This window comes from Kitasatospora misakiensis (genome assembly GCF_042656005.1).
GTDB lineage: Bacteria > Actinomycetota > Actinomycetes > Streptomycetales > Streptomycetaceae > Kitasatospora > Kitasatospora misakiensis.
The window spans coordinates 286167-303864 of sequence record NZ_JBHSOF010000001.1 but is presented as its reverse complement, the minus strand read 5'-3'; the positions used below and the strand labels follow the sequence as shown (position 1 = coordinate 303864).

The window sequence follows — 17698 nt, the reverse complement described above, 5'->3', positions numbered from 1 at the left end:
GAGTCCGCGGAGTAGCCGGCTGAGCTGCTGGCCGCGGTGCTCGGTGCGGAGCTCGAAGCCAGATCAGGGCGACCCGACCATGGTGAACCTGTGCGATGAGGGACCAGCTCGTGTCACGAGCGCGAAAGAGTAGAGCAACCCCCGCCCTGGCGCCGCCAGTTCGGGGGTTTCCGTCTGCTCGTGCCGCCCGGCCGGGTATCGGTGGTGCCCGACTGTGCTGATCGAATGGGGCGGGAGGGGCCGATGGCCACGCGGGTGTTCTCGGATGAGGAACTGGAGGGCTTACGGTCCTTTCCGGCGATCGGCAAGGACGAACTGATCCGCTACTTCACGCTCACCTCGGCCGATCAGGCGTTCCTCGGCAAGTTCCGCCGGGCCCAGAACGTACTCGGCGCCGCTGTGCAGCTCTCGGCTCTGCCCTGGCTGGGGTTCGTTCCTGACGACGTCCCTTCCGCTCCTCCTGCGGCGGTGGGGCGTCTGGCGAGGCAGCTCGGGGTCGCCGTCGCCGACTTGGCGGGTTACGGAGAGCGCGGGCAGACCCGCACGGATCACTTGCGGGAGATTGCCGAGTACCTGTCGTGGAAGCCCGCAAAAGCGATCGAGTTCAAGGAGCTGGACGAGTTCCTGCTGGCCCGCGCGATGGAGCACGACTCCCCGAGTCTGCTGTTCCGGCTGGGGTGTGAGTATCTGCGCTCGGCGAAGGTGACCCGGCCGGGTGTCGTCTCGCTGCTGGAGAAGGTCGCCACCGCACGCCAGGCCGCGGAGAAGGAGACCCACGGCCGGGTGGCGCACCTGCTCATTGGCGAGCGGGTGCGGGGGCTGGACGGGTTGCTGGTGGTCGAGCCGGCGCTGGGCTCGACGCGGCTGCACTGGATGGTGACGGGACCGGTGCAGGGGTCGCCGACGAGCGTGAAGGGCGAGGTCGAGAAGCTGCTGTTCCTGCGGGGACTGGGCGCCGACGTACTGGATCTGTCCGCGCTGCCCGCCGAACGCCGCCGTTACCTGGCTCAGATCGGCCGCCGTCTGACGGCGCAGGCCCTGGTGCGGCGCGAGCCCAACCGGCGTCACCCGATCCTGCTCACGCTGCTGGCGCAGTCCGCGGTCGATGTCCTGGACTCGGTAGTGCAGCTGTTCGACCAGACCCTGTCGGGCTCGGAGTCGCGGGCGAAGATCAAGCTGCGCGAGGTGCTCGCCGAGCGGGCCAAGCTGTCGGAGGATCGGCTCGCCCTGCTGGACGAGATCCTGCCGGTGCTCGCGGACACGGGTATCCCGGACGAGGAGGTCGGGACGCTGCTGCGCGGGAAGATCGGCCTGAGCCGACTGCGGGCCGCGCACGCCGGGGCCACCGTGCGGCTGCCGCGCGACCACGGGCACCTGGCGCTGCTGGACGGCTCCTACACCTACATCCGGCAGTTCGCCCCGAAGGTCCTGGAAACGGTGCGGTTCAAGGGCGGCACCGAGGCGAAGCCGTTGATCGAGGCCCTGGAGATCCTGCGGGAGCTGAACGCCACCGGCGCCCGCAACGTCCCCGACGGAGCCCCCACGCTGTTCGTGCCGACGCGGTGGCAGGGCTACCTGGATGAGGCCGCAGCGAAGGGCGATGCGACCGCCTACCGGCACTACTGGGAGCTGTGCACGCTACTGGCCCTGCGCGACGGCCTGCGGTCGGGGGACGTGTATGTGCCGGGCTCGCGCCGCTATGACAACCCTGCCGTCTACCTGTTCAAGCCCGCCCAGTGGGAGGCGCACCGGGCCGAGTTCTGCCGCCTGGTCGGCAAGGGCCCCGACTTCTCCGAGGCCCTACCACTGGTGATGGACGAGCTGGACGAGGCCCTCACCGACCTGGAGGGAGTCCTCAGGCGCGGTGACGGGCCCGTGCGGCTCAACGACGCCGGTGAGCTGGTCATCTCGCCGCTGACGGCGGAGGACATCCCGTCCGAGGCCGAGGGGCTGCACGGCGAGCTGGAGAAGATGCTGCCGAACGTGCCGATCGCCTCGCTGCTGGTGGAGATGGACCGGCACACCGGGTTCCTGGACTGCTTCACCCACGCCGGCGGCAAGCAGGCCCGTTCCCCGCAGTTGAAACGGAACCTGATCGCCTGTCTGATCGGGCTCTCCACCAACCTCGGACTGCACGGGATGGCCGCGTCCTGCGGCATCCCGTACGACGTGCTGGCGTGGACCGCGGAGTGGTACATCCGGGAGGAGACGCTGCGTGAGGCGAACATCTGCCTGGTCAACTACCACCACAGGCTGCCGATGACGACCATGTTCGGGTCCGGCACGCTGTCGTCCTCCGACGGGCAGCGGTTCCCGACGCGGGGCAAGTCGATTACCGCCCGGCATCTGAACAAGTACTTCGTCTCGGAGGGCATCTCGACCTACACCCACGTCTCCGACCAGCACTCCACCTTCGGCACGAAGGTCATCGTGGCCACGCACCGCGAGGCCCACTACGTGCTGGACGAGATCCTGGGCAACGCCACCGACCTGCCGATCAGCGAGCACGCGACCGATACGCACGGCGTGACCCTGGTCAACTTCGGGCTCTTCGACCTGGTCGGCAAGCAGCTCTCGCCCCGCATCCGCGACCTGGGCAAGATCACCCTGTACCGGTTGGGCGCGAAGGCCGACTACGAGGAACGCTTCCCGACCGCCGGGCCGCTGCTGACCAAGAAGGCCAACCTGGACCTGGTCGCCGACCACTGGGACGACCTGCTCCGTCTGGCGGGCTCGCTGAAGTACGGGCACGCCACAGCCTCCCTGATCGTCGGCAAGCTGTCCGCGTCCTCCCGGCAGAACGCGCTGGCCGCCGCGTTGAAGGAGTACGGGGCGATCCGCAGAACGATCTATGCGGCGAAGTACCTGTCGGACGAGGGCTACCGCCGCAAGATCGCCCGCCAGTTCAACAAGGGCGAGTCCCTGCACGCCCTGCGCCGCCAGCTCCACTACGCCCGTGAGGGCAAGGTCGCCCGGCGCCAGCCCGAGCAGCAGAGCGAGCAGGCGTGGTGCCTGACCGTCGTGACCAACAGCGTGGTCTGCTGGCACACCGAGTACATGGGCCTGGCCGTCGATGAACTCCGTGCCGCCGGCCGCGAGGTGGACTCCGAGGTACTGGCACACATCTCCCCGGCCCGCAGCTCGGTGGTCAACTACTACGGCTCCATCACCGTCGACTACGAGCACGAACTCGCCCAGCTCGACGACCAGGGACACCGGCCGCTACGGACCGTGGACACGGACGACCCCGGAGCCGGGCTGTAGTAGTAGCCGGCCCCGGCGCCGCCCCAGCGGAGATGAAGGTGCCGGGGCGTCCGGGGTGGGAGGCACAGGCCGCGACGGTCCGCCTACCCGGCTCCGGGGACAAGCGCCTCGACCTGGGGCTGGCCGCCGCTGTGCCCCGTCCCGGACCCCGCCAGACACTGCCGACCGATCGATCACGGAGAAACGATGAGGGCTTCCAGGGCCTCATCCGTCCCCCATGCCTTGATCCCGAGCGGACTCAGTCGCGGTAGTGGTCGGCGATTGCGGCGAAGGCGGCCTTGGGCTCCCAGGGCAGGTCGGGGTAAGTGTCGCCGTGGCGGTCTTCGAGGATCTTGACGATGCCGAGGCTGGCGAGGTCGAGGTCGTCGCGAGGATCGCCGTCGGGGCGGTGGGGCAGGTTGTACAGCGCGAAGAGGAATACGAAGGCGCTGTCGACGCCCTCGCTGTCGAAGATCTCCAGCAGTTCGCTCAGGTATGCCGCTTGGCCGGCCTCGTCGCGCTCGTATTCCCCGGTCAGCCGGATCGGCGCCCCGGTGGCTTCGTCGGTTTCGAGGATTTCCATGCTGCGGGGTGCGACGTCACCTGCGCCGCGCCAGGTGGCGGTGCCGAAGCCGGTGATAGCGACCGGTTTGGGCTGTGCGACGAGGCTGCGCACAGCGTCTCGGAATCGGTCGGCTACCTCCGCAGATCGGATGAGTTCGAAGGTCGTGAAGTCGAACAAGTCCCAGTCGACGGCTTCGAACTGGATGGCGGCGTAGGTGACCTTGCCGTGGAAGCGCTCGCGGACCACCGCCACGGCTTCGCGGAGGAAGGCGTTGAGGCGGGTGCCGACTGCGGCGATTCTCTCGGGCCGACGGGCCGGGTCGCTCAGTAGCCAGCCGAGTCGCTCTTCGGTGCTGTCGCCTTCGAGGAACCCATGGTTCATGACGCTCAGCTCGGCGCCGGTAACGAACACGACCTCGGCTCCTTGTGTCCGGAGTCGCTCGGCCCGCTCTGCGCAGTCAGCGATCAGGATGAGGATTTCGTCGGTCGTCAGCCCCAGCGGGTAGGGCGAGAACCAGATCTCCAGTCCGAGCTCGGCGGCGTGACGGGCGGCGAGCTCCAGGCGGCCCGGGTCGCCGCCGGTGATGTGGACGGCGGTGCAGTGGAGATCGTCGCGGATGATGGTCAGCTCCTTCTTGACCAGGTCGGGGTCGAAGTGCTCCCGGGAGCTGCTGCCGTTGCGGAGGAAGCCGGTGTCGTAGCAGATGCCCTTGGCTCGCATGCGTCTGACCTTTCTGTAGGAAGGCCCGAGAGTAGAAGCAAATATTGCGTGCACGCAAGTTTGCGTGCACGCATTCAGGCTGGGATACTTCGAGGGTGACGACAAGGCGGACCGGGCTGCGCGAGGAGAAGAAGCAGGCCACCCGAGTGGCATTGCGTGAGGCGGCACTTCGGCTGGCCCTCAAGCACGGGCCCGACAATGTCCGTGTCGACGACATCGCCGAGGCAGCCGGGGTCTCGCCGAGGACCTACAACAACTACTTCTCCAGTCGCGAACAGGCGATCGTCGCCGCCGTCACCGCCGAACGGGAATCCCGGGTCGCCGCGGCCGTGGCAGCCAGGCCCGCCCACGTCCGCCTCGCCGACGCCTTGGCCGAAGCGGTCCTGGAGCAGTACACCGAACCGCGTGACCACGACGAGCTGCTGCTGATCACCGCCAGTCCCGCGCTGCGTGACACGTTCCTCGACGCCGCCGCGGCGATCGAACACCCCCTCGCCGCCGCGATCGACCAGCGCCTCGGCTACACCGGCACGCCCGCCCCCCGCGTGCTCGCGGCGAGCGTGGCCGCTGCGGTTCGGATCGCACTCCAGCAGTGGCTCCAACCTCCGGCCGCACCCCTCGCAAGCGGTGGGCTCGTCGTGCCGTCCGGCTCGCTACCAGACCTGCTCCGCTCCGCGCTCGCCACACTCGAACCCGCACTCGACGCCGCCGAAGAACAGGCACAACAGCGCTTGCGCCAGTGAATCCGTTCCACTGACGGCACCAACGTCGCGGTAGGTCCGGCGTGAGCCGCAGTGCCGTCAACGATCGGCGGCAGCGTTTCATAGGTGGCCCCCGTTTCAACACCGGGCGCCGACGGCATCGCCGCAGGTCGAATTGTTTCACCGGTCGTTTCCTTCCTCTTGACCAGTGAAACGCATTCCTGAAACGATCCCGGCGTGATCACTGATCCGTACCGGCTCGTCGAGTCGCACGTCTGCCCGATGTCCACCTGCCAGGCCCCGGCGGGCTCGCCCTGCCGCACCACCTCCGGCAAGGTCGCACTCAAGTACCACACCGCCCGCTTCCAGCTCGTCCCCGCGCTCCGCTCCGAACTGCACGTCGCCATCCCGGCCGTACGCCATCCCGGCTCCGTCTGGACAGCCCTGCCGGTGCAGAAGCTCGCGGCACCGGCCGTGCCGATGGAGGTCCGGCTCGCGTACGCCCGCATCTCGACCCGGACGCAGGAAATCCAGTCCCAGGTCGACGCCCTCGAAGCCTCCGGCGTGCACCGGCTGTTCCAGGAACAGATCAGCACCCGGGTCCGCGAGCGCCCCGAAATGAAGGCGGCCCTGGCGGCGGCCCGCGAGTACCGCTCTCTGGGAGCGAAGGTCACCCTCGTGGTGCACGAGATGAAGCGTCTGGGCCGCGGGGCCCTGGAACTGCTGAAGGTTGCCGAGGAACTGCGGGACGCGGAAATCGAGCTGGAGTTCCTCACCGGCCCCCTCGCCGGAAAGCACGACCCGTCCGGCCACGGGGCCGCCCTGTTCGCCTTCTTCGCCGCCATGGCAGAGTCCGAACGTGACTACATCCGCGACAAGACCCTCGAAGGGCAGGAGACCGCCCGCAAGAACGGCAAGGCCATCGGTGGTGTCAAGGTCTCCGACGACGACATGCTCGCCACCGCCCTCCGACTGCGCGACCAGGAACACCTGTCCCTGCGCGAGATCGCCTCCCGCCTCGTTATCCGCACGGGCAAGAAGCGCGGCCAGCACCCAGCCCCGGCCACCGTCATGCGCATGCTGCGCGAACACGACGAACAGACAGCCACAGCCACTCTGGAGCCCACAGCCTGACCTGGGGCTCAATCCTTAGCGTTGTTTTTTCGGCGAGAACTACTGGGACCCCTACCTGGACGCCCTCTCGCTCGACTGAGCCGCCGACCGGAGCGGGCGGGCCCTAGAGGTAGTCGTCCAGGCGGGCCAGGGCGAAGCCCTGCGCGGTGACCTCGTCGACCACCTTGCGCAGCAGCTCGGGCATGGTGCCGGGCCACAGGTCGGTGCCGCGGAAGTGGGTGAGGATGATGTCGCCCGGGTGGAGCCGCTGGTCGTCGTAGCGGTACTCCATCCGGTCCGGGAACGCCTCCTCGTTCCACATCGGCACCGCCTCGATGCCGCAGGAGCCGGCGGCCCGCAGGGTGTCCTCGTTGTACTCGCCGTAGGGCGGGCGGAACAGCCGCGGCCTGGCGCCGATCTGCCCCTCCAACTGGTCCTGCTGGCGGCAGATCTCGTCGCGCTGGGTGGCGTAGCCGAGGACCTTGAGGTTGCGGTGGTTGATGGTGTGGTTGTTCACCGCGTCGCCCTGGGCGGCCAGCCCGCGGAAGTAGCCGTAGTCGGAGCGGGCCAGGTAGTCGGCGACGAAGGTGGACAGCGGGATGCCCAGTTCGCCGGCCATCCGGCTGAACTCCGGGTCCTTCTCGGCGCCGTCGTCCACGGTCAGGAAGACGATCCGCTCCTCGGTGGGCACCCGGTAGACCACCGGCGGCAGCCCGTCCGCGAGCTTCACCCCCTGCGCGGCGCGCAGCGCGGGCCGGCTCGCCGGGGGCTGCGGGGCGGGCAGCGGCGGCCGTGCCAGGCCCCAGCGACGGGCGGTCTCCAGCGTCGCCCGGACGGCCTCGGCCCGGCGGGCCACCGCCTCGCTGCTGGTCTCCTCCTCCGCCAGGGCCGGCCCCGGCAGGGCCACCGGTGCGGCCGGGGGCCGCGGTGCGCCTCGGTCGGCGGCCGTGCTCGCCCCGGTCCGCTCCGACGACGGCACCGCGCCCTCCCCGGCCGGCCCGCCGCACCCCGCGACGGCGGCGGCCAGGCACGCCGCGGCGACCAGCCCGGCCGGTGCCCGGCGACGCCCCGCCAACCCCCCATTAGTACGACTATCTGATGGTCTATCCATAGACCCACTGCTCCCCCGACACGCCGTCCACCCAATCCCCCCGTCACCCACCCGGCCCATCGGGAGCCGCGCCCGCGCGCCCACCCTCCCGCGCGCCTTCCCGCCCGTCGATGATCGAAAAGGGTTCGCGGCGCGATCGACCGGCGACCGATAATGCGCGCATGACGATCAGTACGCGGCAGAGCACCACCGGAAGCTGGGCGGTCGCGCCCGCCGATGTCGGGTCCGCCGAGGCCCTGGCCCTGCTGCGCGAGTACTACACCGACGTCGCCAACCGGTACTACCGGCTCCACTTCGGGCGGGACTGCACGCCCGAGGAGATCGAGACCGGGCTGGCCGACTCGCCCAGCGACGACCTCGCCCCGCCCACCGGCGTCTTCCTGCTCGGCCGGTACGGCGGTGAGCCGGACGCCTGCGCCGGCCTCCGCACGGTGGACGCCACGACCGTCGAACTGACCCGGGTGTACGTCCGGCCCTCCCGGCGCGGCAGCGGCGGCGGCGCGCGGCTGCTCGCCGCCGTCGAGGAGGCCGCGCGGGCCCTCGGCGCCCGGCGGATCGTCCTGGACACCCGGCTCGACCTGGTGGAGGCCCGGACGCTGTACGGCCGGCACGGGTACCGCGAGATCCCCGCGTACAGCCACGGGCCCTACGCCGAGGTCTGGTACGCCAAGGACCTCGCGCCGGAGCAGCTGCCGGACGGGGCCCGTGCAGACCGTTGAGCTGCTCTGCGACCCGCCGTTCGACCGCGCCGTGCGCACCGTCTGGCAGCGGCTCGCGGACGGCGGGGTGGACAGCCTCGCCCACAACCCCCACCCCGGCCACCGCCCGCACCTGACCCTGGCCGCCTGCGCCCGGATGCCCGCCGGGGCGCCCGAGCGGCTCGACGAACTCCTCGCCGGGGCCCTGCCGTTGACCGTCCGGCTGACCGGCCTGCTGTCCTTCGCGGCGCGCAGCCGGCGCCGGGTGCTCAGCTGGTCGATCGTCCCCACGGTCGAGCTGGTGCGGCTCCACCAGCGGGCCTGGGAGGCGCTGGACGGCGCCGAGGAACCGGACCGGCACTACGTCCCCGGCCGCTGGTCCCCGCACCTCGGCCTCACCCGCCGCCTCACCCCGGACGACCTCACCCGCGCCCACACCGTCCTCGGCCGCCACCCCGACCTCACGGGCACCTTCACCGCGGCCCGCAGCTTCGACTCCGAGACCGGGCAGACCCGCCCTTTGGGCGACAGCGGCTGACCCCTGTTACCAAGACCGGCCCAGGGATGCCGCGAGTTCGGCGGCGTCGGGCGGGGTGGCGCCGGGGCGGGTGACGGTCAGGGTCGCGGCGGCCGTGGCACGGGCGAGCGCGGCGTCGAGGCTCGCGCCGGTGTGCCGGGCGTGCAGCAGCGCGGCGGTGAAGGCGTCACCGGCGCCCACGGTGTCGGCGACCTCGACCGCGCGGGCGGGCGCCTCGGCGTGGCGGCCGTCGGCGGTGAGCGCGAAGGCGCCGGCGGGCCCGCGGGTGACCGCGACGGTGGCCGGGCCGAGGCCGAGCCAGTGCCGGGCCACCTCCTCCGGGGTGCGGCCGGGGTAGAGCCAGGCGAGATCCTCGTCGCTGGCCTTGACCAGGTCACTCAGCGCCACACAGCGTTCGACCCGGCGGACGGCCCCGGCGTGCTCGCCCATCAGCGCGGGCCGCACGTTCGGGTCGTAGCTCACGGCGGCCCGGCCGCGCCACCGTTCGACCAGGGCGAGCACCGCCGCCGCCCCGGGCTCGGTGACGGCCGCGATCGAGCCGATGTGCAGGTGCCCCGGCGTAAGAGGCAGATCCACGACCGGCAGGGTCCAGCCGATGTCGAAGGTGTAGTGCGCCAGCCCCTGCCCGTCCAGCCGGACGACCGCGGAGGGGGTGCGCGGGGTGCCGTCCGCCGGCTGCTCGGACCGGACGGCGACGCCGGCCGACTCCAGGTGCGCGCGGATCAGCCGGCCGTACGGGTCCTCGGCGAGCTGGGTGAGCAGCGTGACCGGCTCGCCCAGCCGGGCCAGCCCGTACGCGACGTTGGCCGGGCTGCCGCCGGGGTGGACGGCATCGGGTCCGCCGTCGGTGCGGACGACGTCGGCGACGCACTCGCCGATCACCACGAAGTGCGGGCTGGTCACGGGGCTGCTCCTGCCGGTCCGGTGCGCCGGCGGGGCTGCGGGCGGCCGGCACGGCTGCCCAGCCTACGAGGTGGCCCGGACCCCCGGGGACGGCGTGCACGGGGCCGGGCAGAGGCGTGCGGGCGTCCGCACGCGGGCATGAGTACGGCCGCCGGACCTGGCCAGGTTCTCCGACGGCCGTGGCCCCACCCGTCAGGGGGTGGGGCTCTTCGAAGGTATGACACCGCGCAGCCGCTCGGCCACCACGGTGGTCCGTCCGGGGGACGGCCGCGTGTCGCCCCGGTCCCCGCGGCCCGGGTCCAGAGGCGATCTTCGCAGGTCAGGGCAGTGGGGGCGGCGGATTGTCGGAGCCCTCTGCTACGGTCCGTGCCCGGAAGATCGCTCACCGGAACGGGCCCCGCCCGGACCGGGGCGCGGGACCGTCCGACCTGAGAGAGGTGATCACCTTGTCCTGGCACCGTTCCGTCCTCGCCGCCACGCTCGCGCTCGCGGCGCTCCCGCTCGGCCTGGCCCCGGCGGCCGCGGACACCCCCGAGGAGAGCCCGCCGGCCATGGACGCCCGGCCGCCGGGCACCGGCGATCCGGTGTACCCCGCGCTCGGCACCACCGACTACGACGCGCGCTCCTACGACCTCGCGTTCACCTACCGCCCCGCGACCAGGACGGTCGACGCCACCATGGTGATGACCGCCCGCGCGCGCACCGCGCTGGCGAGCCTGGAGCTGGACGCCCTCGGTCTGGACGTCCACTCCGTGCGGGTCGACGGGCGCCCGGCCGGCTTCCGGGCGCACGACGAGAAGCTGACCGTGGTTCCGGCGCGGCCCGTCCGGGCGGGCGCCGCCCTGAAGGTGGAGGTCGCGTACACCGCCGATCCGCGGGCCGCGCTGCCGCACACCGGCTGGGTGGTGACGCCCGACGGCTTCGCGGTGGCCGGCCAGCCGGACGGCGCGCACACCGTCTTCCCGTGCAACGACCGGCCGGGCGACAAGGCCCGCTTCACCGTCTCCGTCACCGCGCCGGACGAGCTGTACGGCGTGGCCAACGGTCTGCTCACCGCCACCGAGCCGCACCCCGACGGCACCACCACCCGGCGGTACACCTCGCGCGAGCCGATGGCGACCGAGCTGCTCCAGGCCTCGGTGGGCCGCTACACCGTCCGCGAGCGCCGGAGCCACGACGGGCTGCCGCTGCGCGACGTCGTGCCCACCGCGCGGGCCGCCGACCTGGAGCCGGCGCTCGCCCTGACGCCGGACCAGCTGGCCTGGGTCGAGCGGCACCTCGGGCCGTTCCCGTTCGAGACGTACGGGCTGCTGCCCGCCGACACCGACGACCCGGCGGCGTTCGACTTCACCGGGCTGGAGACGCAGACGCTCACGCTCTACAAGCCGAACTTCCTGCGCCAGCCGGAGCGGCAGATCGGTTCGCACATGATGCACGAGCTGGTGCACTCGTGGTTCGGCAACAGCGTCACCCCGGGGACGTGGGCCGACCTCTGGCTGAACGAGGGCCATGCCGACCTCTACGGGCTGATGTACCGCTACGAGCGCGGCTGGCCGGACTCCGGCGGCTTCACCACCCTCGCCGACCGGATGCGGAGCGTCTACGCCAAGGGCGACCAGTGGCGTCACGACTCCGGCCCGGTGGCCGCGCCGACCGCCGCGACGCTGTTCGACAGCCAGCGGTACACCGGCGGCGCTCTGGTGCTGTTCGCGCTGCGGGAGCGGGTCGGGCCCGAGGTGTTCGACCGGATCGAGCAGGCCTTCCTGCGGCGCCACCGCCACGACACCGCCACCACCGCGGACTTCCTGCGCACGGCGGACGAGGTCTCCGGGCAGCCGCTGAGCGGTTTCCTGCGCGAGTGGCTCTACGGCGAGCGGACCCCGCCGATGCCGGGGCACCCCGACTGGACGGTGGACCCGGTCGACCCGGGCGCCGCACGGCGGACGGGAGGTGCGCCGCACGGGTCGGGGACGCTCTGACGGCGGACGTGCCGCAGCGGCGGGGACGGGCCGGGGACGTACGGGGACGTACGCGGACGGGCCAGGGACGGGCCGGGGCCGGGGAGGCGCGGGGCGGGACGGCGCGGGGGCGGTGAACCGGCCGCACCCGGCGCGCCCGGCCGGTGCGCCCGGGCGCCCTCCGCGCGCCCTTGGCGGGTGCCGGTGGCGAGCGGATCGTGGTGACCACGGCCCGCCCGCCGCCCGGCCCAGTCCCGGCCGGCTCGCGGGCCGTCCAACGTTCGCGGCCGACCCGTGCCCACCCCGTCGCCCGCACCCCCGCCCGCCCCTTCCTCCGGCCCGGACCGCCGTCGCGCAGCGCCCCGGGCGACCCCGCCGAGGGCCCGAACCGGGCCACCCGGGAAAATTGGCCGGTCGGCCAGGCAACCAGGGGCGAACCTCAGCGCGTTCAGCAGCCGTGAGAACGAGAGTGAGGACCCGGCGGCCACGGCCGACCGGCAGGACCGCCGCCACTGACCTGGCGGCGCGGGTAACGGACACGGCAGCGGGAGCGGCATGGCAGGGGCGGCGGGATGAGCGATGCGAGACCGGACTTCGAGGAGTTCGTCGCCGCCCGCAGCCCCCGGCTGCTCCGGATGGCCTGGCTGCTGACCGGCGACCCGTATCTGGCCGAGGACCTGCTCCAGACGGCGCTGGCCAAGGTGTGGCCGCGCTGGGACCAGGTCGCGATCGACCGGCCCGAGGCGTACGTCCGCCGGGTCCTGGTGAACTCGCACGTCTCCTGGTGGCGGCGCCGTTGGCAGGGCGAGCTGCCGCACGATCGGCTGCCCGAGCCGCCGACGGTCGAGGACCCCTTCGACGACGTGGTGACCGGCCAGGTGGTGGTGGCCGCAGTGCGGGCGCTGCCGGCCAGGCAGCGGGCGGTGGTGGTGCTGCGGTTCTTCGAGGACCTCAGTGTGGAGGACACCGCCGAGGCGCTGGGCTGCAGCACGGGCACCGTCAAGAGCCAGACGCACCGCGCCCTGCAGGCGCTGCGCGGCAAGCTCCCCGCCAGGGAGCTGCTCCTGGACGGGGGTCGTCGTGACGGAGCATGACTACTCCGGCTGGGACCCGGAGGCGGCCCTGAACCGTGCGGCGGACGAGGACCGCGAGGTGGCGGACGAACTGCGGGTCCTGCTCCAGCTGGCCGCGCCCCATCTGCCGGCGCCCGAGGACCGGATGGAACGCGTGCTGGCGCGGGCCGCCCGGACGCGGCGGTACCGTCGGCGGGCCGCCCTCGCGGCCGGACTGGCCGTCGGTCTGACCGCGGCCGTGCTGGCCGCCGCCCCGGCGCTCGCCCCCGGTCCGACCGGCATCGTGCTCAGCCCCGCCGCCTCCGGACCGGCCCTCGGCGCGATCCCGCCGGCCGGTTCCCCGACCGCTTCGCCCGCCGGCTCCCCGGGGGCCTCGGCCGACATGCCGGCCGGCACACCGACCGCCACGCCGACCGCCATGCTGCCCAACACGTCACCGGCTGTCCCGGCGCGCCCCACGCCGGAGGGCGCGCCCGGCGTCGAAGCCGGTGGTGACGGTTCGGCGGACACCGCGGAGGACGGGTCCTACCCCGTCAGGCCGACCCGGTTCACCCCGCTGGACGGCGTGATCATCGACGTCCCGGACGCCTGGTACGACCGCACGCTCCTGGCCGCCCCCGGATGGCCGGAGAGCGTCGGCTCCGTCGCCTCCCAGCCGCTGGCCCGGGAGCCCGACTGCCCGATCCGCGACGGCCGGCAGGCGCCGCTGTGCCCCGCCTCGGGGGTGCTGGCCGACGACGGGGTGTTCGTCTCGATCCGGCTGATCCGCGACAACGAGGTGGTCACCAAGGCCATCGGCCAGTCGGTCCTGCTCCAGGACACCACGATCGACCGGGAGTGCTCGGCCCAGGGCGGCACCCGGCAGCTCCGCGCGCAGCAGGTGATCATCCCGACCGGGCAGGCGGAGGTGGTGGACCTGTCGGCCTGTACGCGGCGCCCGTCGAAGGAGACCCTCGCGATGCTGGAGCGGTTCGCCGCCTCGGTCCGCCTGTTCGGGACCGCCACGAACAGCCCGGTCACCTCGGCCGGCTGAGCCCTGCCCCGTAACCCGGGTGGCCGAGCGTCGTTGGACAGGGCGTGAAGAAGCGCAGCATGCTCGCCGTCGCCTCGCTCGCCGTCGGCGTCGTGGCCTCCCTGACCGCTCCCAGCGCCCACGCGGCCGCCGTCGGCGGTCAGGGCGACCTGGCCGGACCGCTCCAGAGCGGCCCGCTCGCCGCGGCGCCGGACGCCCTGCCGGGGCAGGTCGGGGACGCCGGCGGCGTGGTCGGCCAGGCGACCGGCCACGTCACGGGCGAGGCGCCGGGTCTGGTCAGCCTGCCGTCCTGACGTACCGGTACGCGGACGGGCAGGCGGTCGGACCCGACGGGCCGAGCGCGCCGGTCAGCCGAGCGGGGCCCCCAGGTCCTGGGTCCAGTAGAGGCCGGCCGGGCCGGTGGCCACGCCGATGCCGACGTCCTTGAAGGCGCAGTCCAGCATGTTCGACTGGTGGATGCCGCCGTCCATCCACCGGGAGAAGACCGTCGACGGGGCGCTCGGCCCCCGGTCGAGGTTCTCGCCCCACTGCGACCAGCGGTAGCCGACCGCGTTGAGCCGGGCGTCGGCCCGGGTGCCGTCGGGGGTCAGGTGGTCGAAGAAGTTCCGGGCGACCATGTCCTCGGAGTGCTTCTGGGCGGCCGTGTGCAGCTTCGGGTCGATCCGCAGCGGGCCGCAGCCGCGCCGGGCCCGTTCGGCGTTCACCAGGTCGACCAGCTGGCGTTCCAGGCTCGGCGGGGCGGTGCTCGGCCGACTGCTGCTCGGGGTCGCGGTCGGGGTGGCCGCCGGGCTGCTCGGCGCGGGCGGGGTGGTGGCCGTCGGGCTGGGCGCGGGCGGTTCGGCCGCCGGTGTCGGCGCGGCGGACTGCGGCAGGGTGGCGTCCAGGGCGGTGGCCGGAGTGGTCGGTTCGGGTGCAGGCCCGGCCGGTTGGGTGAGCTGGGGCCAGACCATCGCCAGCGTCGCCGCCGCGAGCACCGCCGCCGTCCCGCCCGCCAGTACGGTCTTACGGAGGGCCCAGCCGCCGGCCGGGTCGGTGGGCGGGGTGCCGCCAGAGGCGCCGCCACCGCTTCCGCCGGACGTCGCGGCGCCGGACGATCCGTCGGCCGTGGCGCCCGCGGCCTGGAAAGCGAGCGCGCTCGGGGAGTCCATCGGCACGGGCACCAGCGCCAGCCCGGCCAGCAGCCCCTCGGCCGGGAAGAGGTCGCGCCCCAGCCCGTCGCAGGACACGCAGCTGCGGACGTGCCGGGCTATGCGCTTGCGCCAGACCGAGTTCGGTGTGCCGTCCCAGCCCGTCGTCACCTCACCCAGCCCCGGGCAGGCCGGGTAGGCGGTGAGCGCCCGGACCACCACCCGGCCGGCCTCCAACTGCTTCTTCATCCGCTGGACCCGGACCGCGGTGTGCTGCGGCGTCAGGTCGAGCGCCTCGGCGAGCTCGGCGCGGGTGAGTTCGCCGGAGGCCTCCAGCCACCAGAGCGCGAGCAGTTCCTGGTCGTCCGGGTCCAGCCAGCGGGTGGCCTCGGCGACCTCCCGGCGCTGGCCGGAGAGGCCCAGCCGGAGGATGGTCAGGTCGGTGAAGTCCGCGCGCGGGTCGGCCATCTCCCAGGTCTCGTCCAGGCCGCCGACGGCCGCCTGCTGCTGGCCGGTCGACCGGCTGCGGACCTGGTTCATGGTGATCGCGACCAGCCAGGACCGGAACGCCCCCGGGTCGCGCAGCCCCTCCAGGCCGTCGAGGGCCCGGATCATGGTCTCCTGCGCGATGTCGTCCACGTCGGCATGGCCGTTCAGCGCCCGGCCGGCGACGTTGTAGACGAGCGGGAACCAGGCCGCGACCAGCGCCTCGCGCGCCTGCGGGTCGCCCGCCTGTGCCGCGCGCACGAGGGTCGTCCCGGTCCTGCTCTGCACGTCAACGTTCATGGGTCCGCACTCCGTCCAGCTGTCGTCCGTCCGCCGCTGCCTCCTCGGAGACCTGTGGGGAGTGCTCAGATAACAACAATTCGCGCGGATTCGGAAAATTGGCGGACGACGGAGCCGCCGGCCGGGCCCGTGCGGGTCCGAACGGCCTCCGTCGACCCGGCCGGGGCGGTGACGCGATCAGGAAGGCGATGCGGGAAAGCGGTCAGCAGGGCAGTCGTGACAGTGCGGGGACAGTGGTCAGGAAGGTAGTCAGGACGGCGAGGCGAAGACCTGCGTCCACCAGGGGCCGCCCGAACCGGTCCGGACGCCGACGCCGATCTGCTTGAAGGAGCAGTTGAGGATGTTGGCGCGGTGGCCGGGGCTGTTCATCCAGGACTCCATCACCGCCGCCGGATCCTTCTGCCCGCGCGCGATGTTCTCGCCCCAGGCGCTCCAGCGGTAGCCGGCCGCCTCGATGCGGTGGTCGGCGTGGTAGCCCTCGGGGCTGGCGTGGTCGAAGTAGTTGCGGTTGGCCATGTCGTCGCTGTGGGCCTGGGCGGCGGTGGTCAGCTTGGAGTCCATGCTGAGCGGGGAGCAGCCGGCCTGCGAGCGCTGGTTGTTGACCAGGTCCACCACCTGCTGGGCGAAAGAGCTGTTCGACGAGCCGCCCGGGGCGGTGGTGGCCGTCGGACGCGGGGCGGTCGTCGAGGGCTTGGCGGTGGTGGCGGAGGAGGTCGCGGCCGGGGTGGTCGGCTTCCCCGGGTCGGGAGCGCCGGCCGTGCTGTCGCCGGTGGTGCCGGCGCTCGGGCTCGCGGCCGGGTTGCGCGGGCTGCCGGAGGCGGTGGTCGGCGCGGTGGAGGCGCTCCGGCCCGGAGTCCCGGCCGAGGCCGACGGCGTCGCCGGGGCGGTGGTGGGCGCGGGGGTGGTCGTGGCCGCGCGGGCCTGGTCGGTCGCGGCGGGGTCGGGTGCCGGCTCGCCGCCCGCGCCCGGCACCTGGATGCCGTTCAGGTCGCCGGCCTCGGCGGCGACCAGCGGCGCGTAGGCCGCCGCCCGCGCCCCGCTGTCGCTGCCCTCCTCGCCCCGGTACACCGCGTACCCGGCGCCGGTCACCGCGGCGATCACGCCCGTCCCGGCGACGGCCGCGACCACGGCCACCACCGGCACCATTCCGCGCCGACGGCGTCGGCCCTGGCCCCGCCGCCGTTCGGCGGCGCGGCGCGCGCCGCGCCCGCCGGCGCCGGTGGGGCGCCCGGTCGCGGGGAGGATGCTGGTCCGGTCTTCGCTGTTCACCTGCGCACGCTTCCTGTGTTCGATCCGGTGGAGCCGTCGGACGACCGCCGACACCTGGGAGACCACGGGGCGGTGGGCGGATAACAGAAAAGCACGAACTGATTTCCGAACGAACCGGTGCACCGGCGGGGCGGCGGTGGGCCATGATGCCGCATCGCCGGCCGACCCGGTAGGCCCGACCGACCGGGCCCCGTCCGACCCCGCCGGCCGATCCCGCCGTCCGACCCCGCTGGCCGGTCAGGCGCCGACCGGGGGCATGTCGTAGGTGACGAACATGGTGCGGGTGGCGACCTGGTCGTACTTGCTGCGGGCCCGGTGGTTGTCGTCGGCGGTGATCCAGCGGACGGTGTTCCAGCCGCGCTCGGCGGCGATCTCGCGCAGCCGGGCGAGCAGCAGGTCCACCGCTCCCGTGCCGCGGGCGGCGGGGGTGACGAACAGGTCGTCGAGGAAGCCGGCGACCGCGCCGTGCAGCGGACGGACGAAGGGGCGGTAGTGGGCCAGGCCGACCGGGGTGCCGTCGGTGTCGCGGACCAGCAGGCCGTCCAGTTCGTGGGCCGGATCGGTGAGCCAGGACCAGACCAGCTCGGCCTTCCCGTCGGGCATCGGCACCCGGTAGAACGCGCAGTAGTCGCGGAACAGCTCCCGCCAGGCGGCGAAGTCGTCGCCGGTGGGCGCGTCCACGGTCCACCGGTCGGCGGTCGGCGCGCTGCTGGTCGGGCTCATGGGGAGGCTCCTCGTGGGTGGGGGGTCGGTACCGTGCGTGCACGGGTGGACGCCGGACAGCATGACGGCCCGTCGGATCCGCGCCGATCGACAGGACGGCCAAGAACACGACCGCTTTGCTACGGAGCGGCAGTCGC

At 73.1% G+C, this 17698-nt stretch carries 15 protein-coding genes; 9 read left to right on the top strand and 6 right to left on the bottom strand.

Annotated features, from left to right (window positions below; translation table 11 throughout):
• Positions 1-243 precede the first annotated feature (243 nt).
• Positions 244-3264 (top strand): Tn3 family transposase, encoded by a 3021-nt coding sequence (locus tag ACFP3U_RS01245; protein WP_380223162.1) that lies wholly within the window; start codon positions 244-246, stop codon positions 3262-3264.
• 238 nt (positions 3265-3502) lie between these two features.
• Here ACFP3U_RS01245 and ACFP3U_RS01240 read toward each other — a convergent pair whose 3' ends face one another.
• A complete protein-coding gene (locus ACFP3U_RS01240; protein WP_380223160.1) occupies positions 3503-4528 on the bottom strand; it encodes a hypothetical protein in 1026 nt (341 codons plus the stop codon).
• 95 nt (positions 4529-4623) lie between these two features.
• Between ACFP3U_RS01240 and ACFP3U_RS01235 the strand changes: the two genes are divergently transcribed.
• Complete coding sequence (locus ACFP3U_RS01235) at positions 4624-5271, top strand: TetR/AcrR family transcriptional regulator (RefSeq protein ID WP_380223159.1); 648 nt, start codon at positions 4624-4626, stop codon at positions 5269-5271.
• A gap of 195 nt (positions 5272-5466) precedes the next feature.
• Complete coding sequence (locus ACFP3U_RS01230) at positions 5467-6363, top strand: recombinase family protein (protein ID WP_380223158.1); 897 nt, start codon at positions 5467-5469, stop codon at positions 6361-6363.
• A 103-nt stretch (positions 6364-6466) separates the two neighbouring features.
• On the opposite strand, the gene ACFP3U_RS01225 is transcribed toward ACFP3U_RS01230, so the two are convergent.
• Positions 6467-7417 carry a polysaccharide deacetylase family protein gene (locus ACFP3U_RS01225; RefSeq protein WP_380223157.1) on the bottom strand — a complete coding sequence of 317 codons (951 nt, stop codon included), beginning with the start codon at positions 7415-7417 and terminating at the stop codon, positions 6467-6469.
• Positions 7418-7614: 197 nt separating this feature from the next.
• Between ACFP3U_RS01225 and ACFP3U_RS01220 the strand changes: the two genes are divergently transcribed.
• Together ACFP3U_RS01220 and ACFP3U_RS01215 are read left to right on the top strand one after the other, a co-directional pair.
• Entirely contained in the window at positions 7615-8172 is a 558-nt protein-coding gene (locus ACFP3U_RS01220; protein ID WP_380223156.1) for a GNAT family N-acetyltransferase, read from the top strand.
• Complete coding sequence (locus tag ACFP3U_RS01215; protein ID WP_380223154.1) at positions 8159-8689, top strand: 2'-5' RNA ligase family protein; 531 nt, start codon at positions 8159-8161, stop codon at positions 8687-8689. The genes ACFP3U_RS01220 and ACFP3U_RS01215 overlap by 14 nt, the downstream gene beginning before the upstream one ends.
• Positions 8690-8695: 6 nt before the next feature.
• Here ACFP3U_RS01215 and ACFP3U_RS01210 read toward each other — a convergent pair whose 3' ends face one another.
• On the bottom strand, positions 8696-9592 hold the full coding sequence (locus ACFP3U_RS01210) for a carbohydrate kinase family protein (protein ID WP_380223153.1): 897 nt from the start codon (positions 9590-9592) through the stop codon (positions 8696-8698).
• A gap of 437 nt (positions 9593-10029) precedes the next feature.
• Here ACFP3U_RS01210 and ACFP3U_RS01205 point away from each other — a divergent pair, with 437 nt between their 5' ends.
• From ACFP3U_RS01205 to ACFP3U_RS01190, 4 genes are all read left to right on the top strand, one after another.
• Positions 10030-11571, top strand: coding sequence for a M1 family metallopeptidase (locus tag ACFP3U_RS01205; protein ID WP_380223152.1), 1542 nt, complete (start codon positions 10030-10032; stop codon positions 11569-11571).
• A 551-nt stretch (positions 11572-12122) separates the two neighbouring features.
• Positions 12123-12644, top strand: a complete 522-nt coding sequence (locus tag ACFP3U_RS01200; protein ID WP_380223151.1) for a SigE family RNA polymerase sigma factor — start codon at positions 12123-12125, stop codon at positions 12642-12644.
• Positions 12631-13656 (top strand): hypothetical protein, encoded by a 1026-nt coding sequence (locus tag ACFP3U_RS01195; RefSeq protein ID WP_380223150.1) that lies wholly within the window; start codon positions 12631-12633, stop codon positions 13654-13656. The genes ACFP3U_RS01200 and ACFP3U_RS01195 overlap by 14 nt, the downstream gene beginning before the upstream one ends.
• A gap of 44 nt (positions 13657-13700) precedes the next feature.
• Positions 13701-13949, top strand: a complete 249-nt coding sequence (locus ACFP3U_RS01190) for a hypothetical protein (RefSeq protein ID WP_380223149.1) — start codon at positions 13701-13703, stop codon at positions 13947-13949.
• A gap of 54 nt (positions 13950-14003) precedes the next feature.
• Here the strand turns inward: ACFP3U_RS01190 and ACFP3U_RS01185 are convergent, their stop codons facing one another.
• From ACFP3U_RS01185 to ACFP3U_RS01175, 3 genes are all read right to left on the bottom strand, one after another.
• The gene (locus ACFP3U_RS01185; protein WP_380223148.1) at positions 14004-15569 is read right to left on the bottom strand and encodes a sigma-70 family RNA polymerase sigma factor; all 1566 of its coding nucleotides are present in this window, start codon (positions 15567-15569) and stop codon (positions 14004-14006) included.
• A gap of 249 nt (positions 15570-15818) precedes the next feature.
• Positions 15819-16838, bottom strand: a complete 1020-nt coding sequence (locus ACFP3U_RS01180; RefSeq protein WP_380223147.1) for a CAP domain-containing protein — start codon at positions 16836-16838, stop codon at positions 15819-15821.
• A 237-nt stretch (positions 16839-17075) separates the two neighbouring features.
• Positions 17076-17561 (bottom strand): GNAT family N-acetyltransferase, encoded by a 486-nt coding sequence (locus ACFP3U_RS01175; RefSeq protein ID WP_380223146.1) that lies wholly within the window; start codon positions 17559-17561, stop codon positions 17076-17078.
• Positions 17562-17698 lie beyond the last annotated feature (137 nt).

Bases quoted from the DNA above. Each gene is read 5' to 3' on its own strand.
- ACFP3U_RS01245 (WP_380223162.1), top strand. From the start codon at position 244: ATGGCCACGCGGGTGTTCTCGGATGAGGAACTGGAGGGCTTACGGTCC.
- ACFP3U_RS01240 (WP_380223160.1), bottom strand. From the start codon at position 4,528: ATGCGAGCCAAGGGCATCTGCTACGACACCGGCTTCCTCCGCAACGGC.
- ACFP3U_RS01220 (WP_380223156.1), top strand. From the start codon at position 7,615: ATGACGATCAGTACGCGGCAGAGCACCACCGGAAGCTGGGCGGTCGCG.
- ACFP3U_RS01200 (WP_380223151.1), top strand. From the start codon at position 12,123: ATGAGCGATGCGAGACCGGACTTCGAGGAGTTCGTCGCCGCCCGCAGC.
- ACFP3U_RS01185 (WP_380223148.1), bottom strand. From the start codon at position 15,569: ATGAACGTTGACGTGCAGAGCAGGACCGGGACGACCCTCGTGCGCGCG.
- ACFP3U_RS01175 (WP_380223146.1), bottom strand. From the start codon at position 17,561: ATGAGCCCGACCAGCAGCGCGCCGACCGCCGACCGGTGGACCGTGGAC.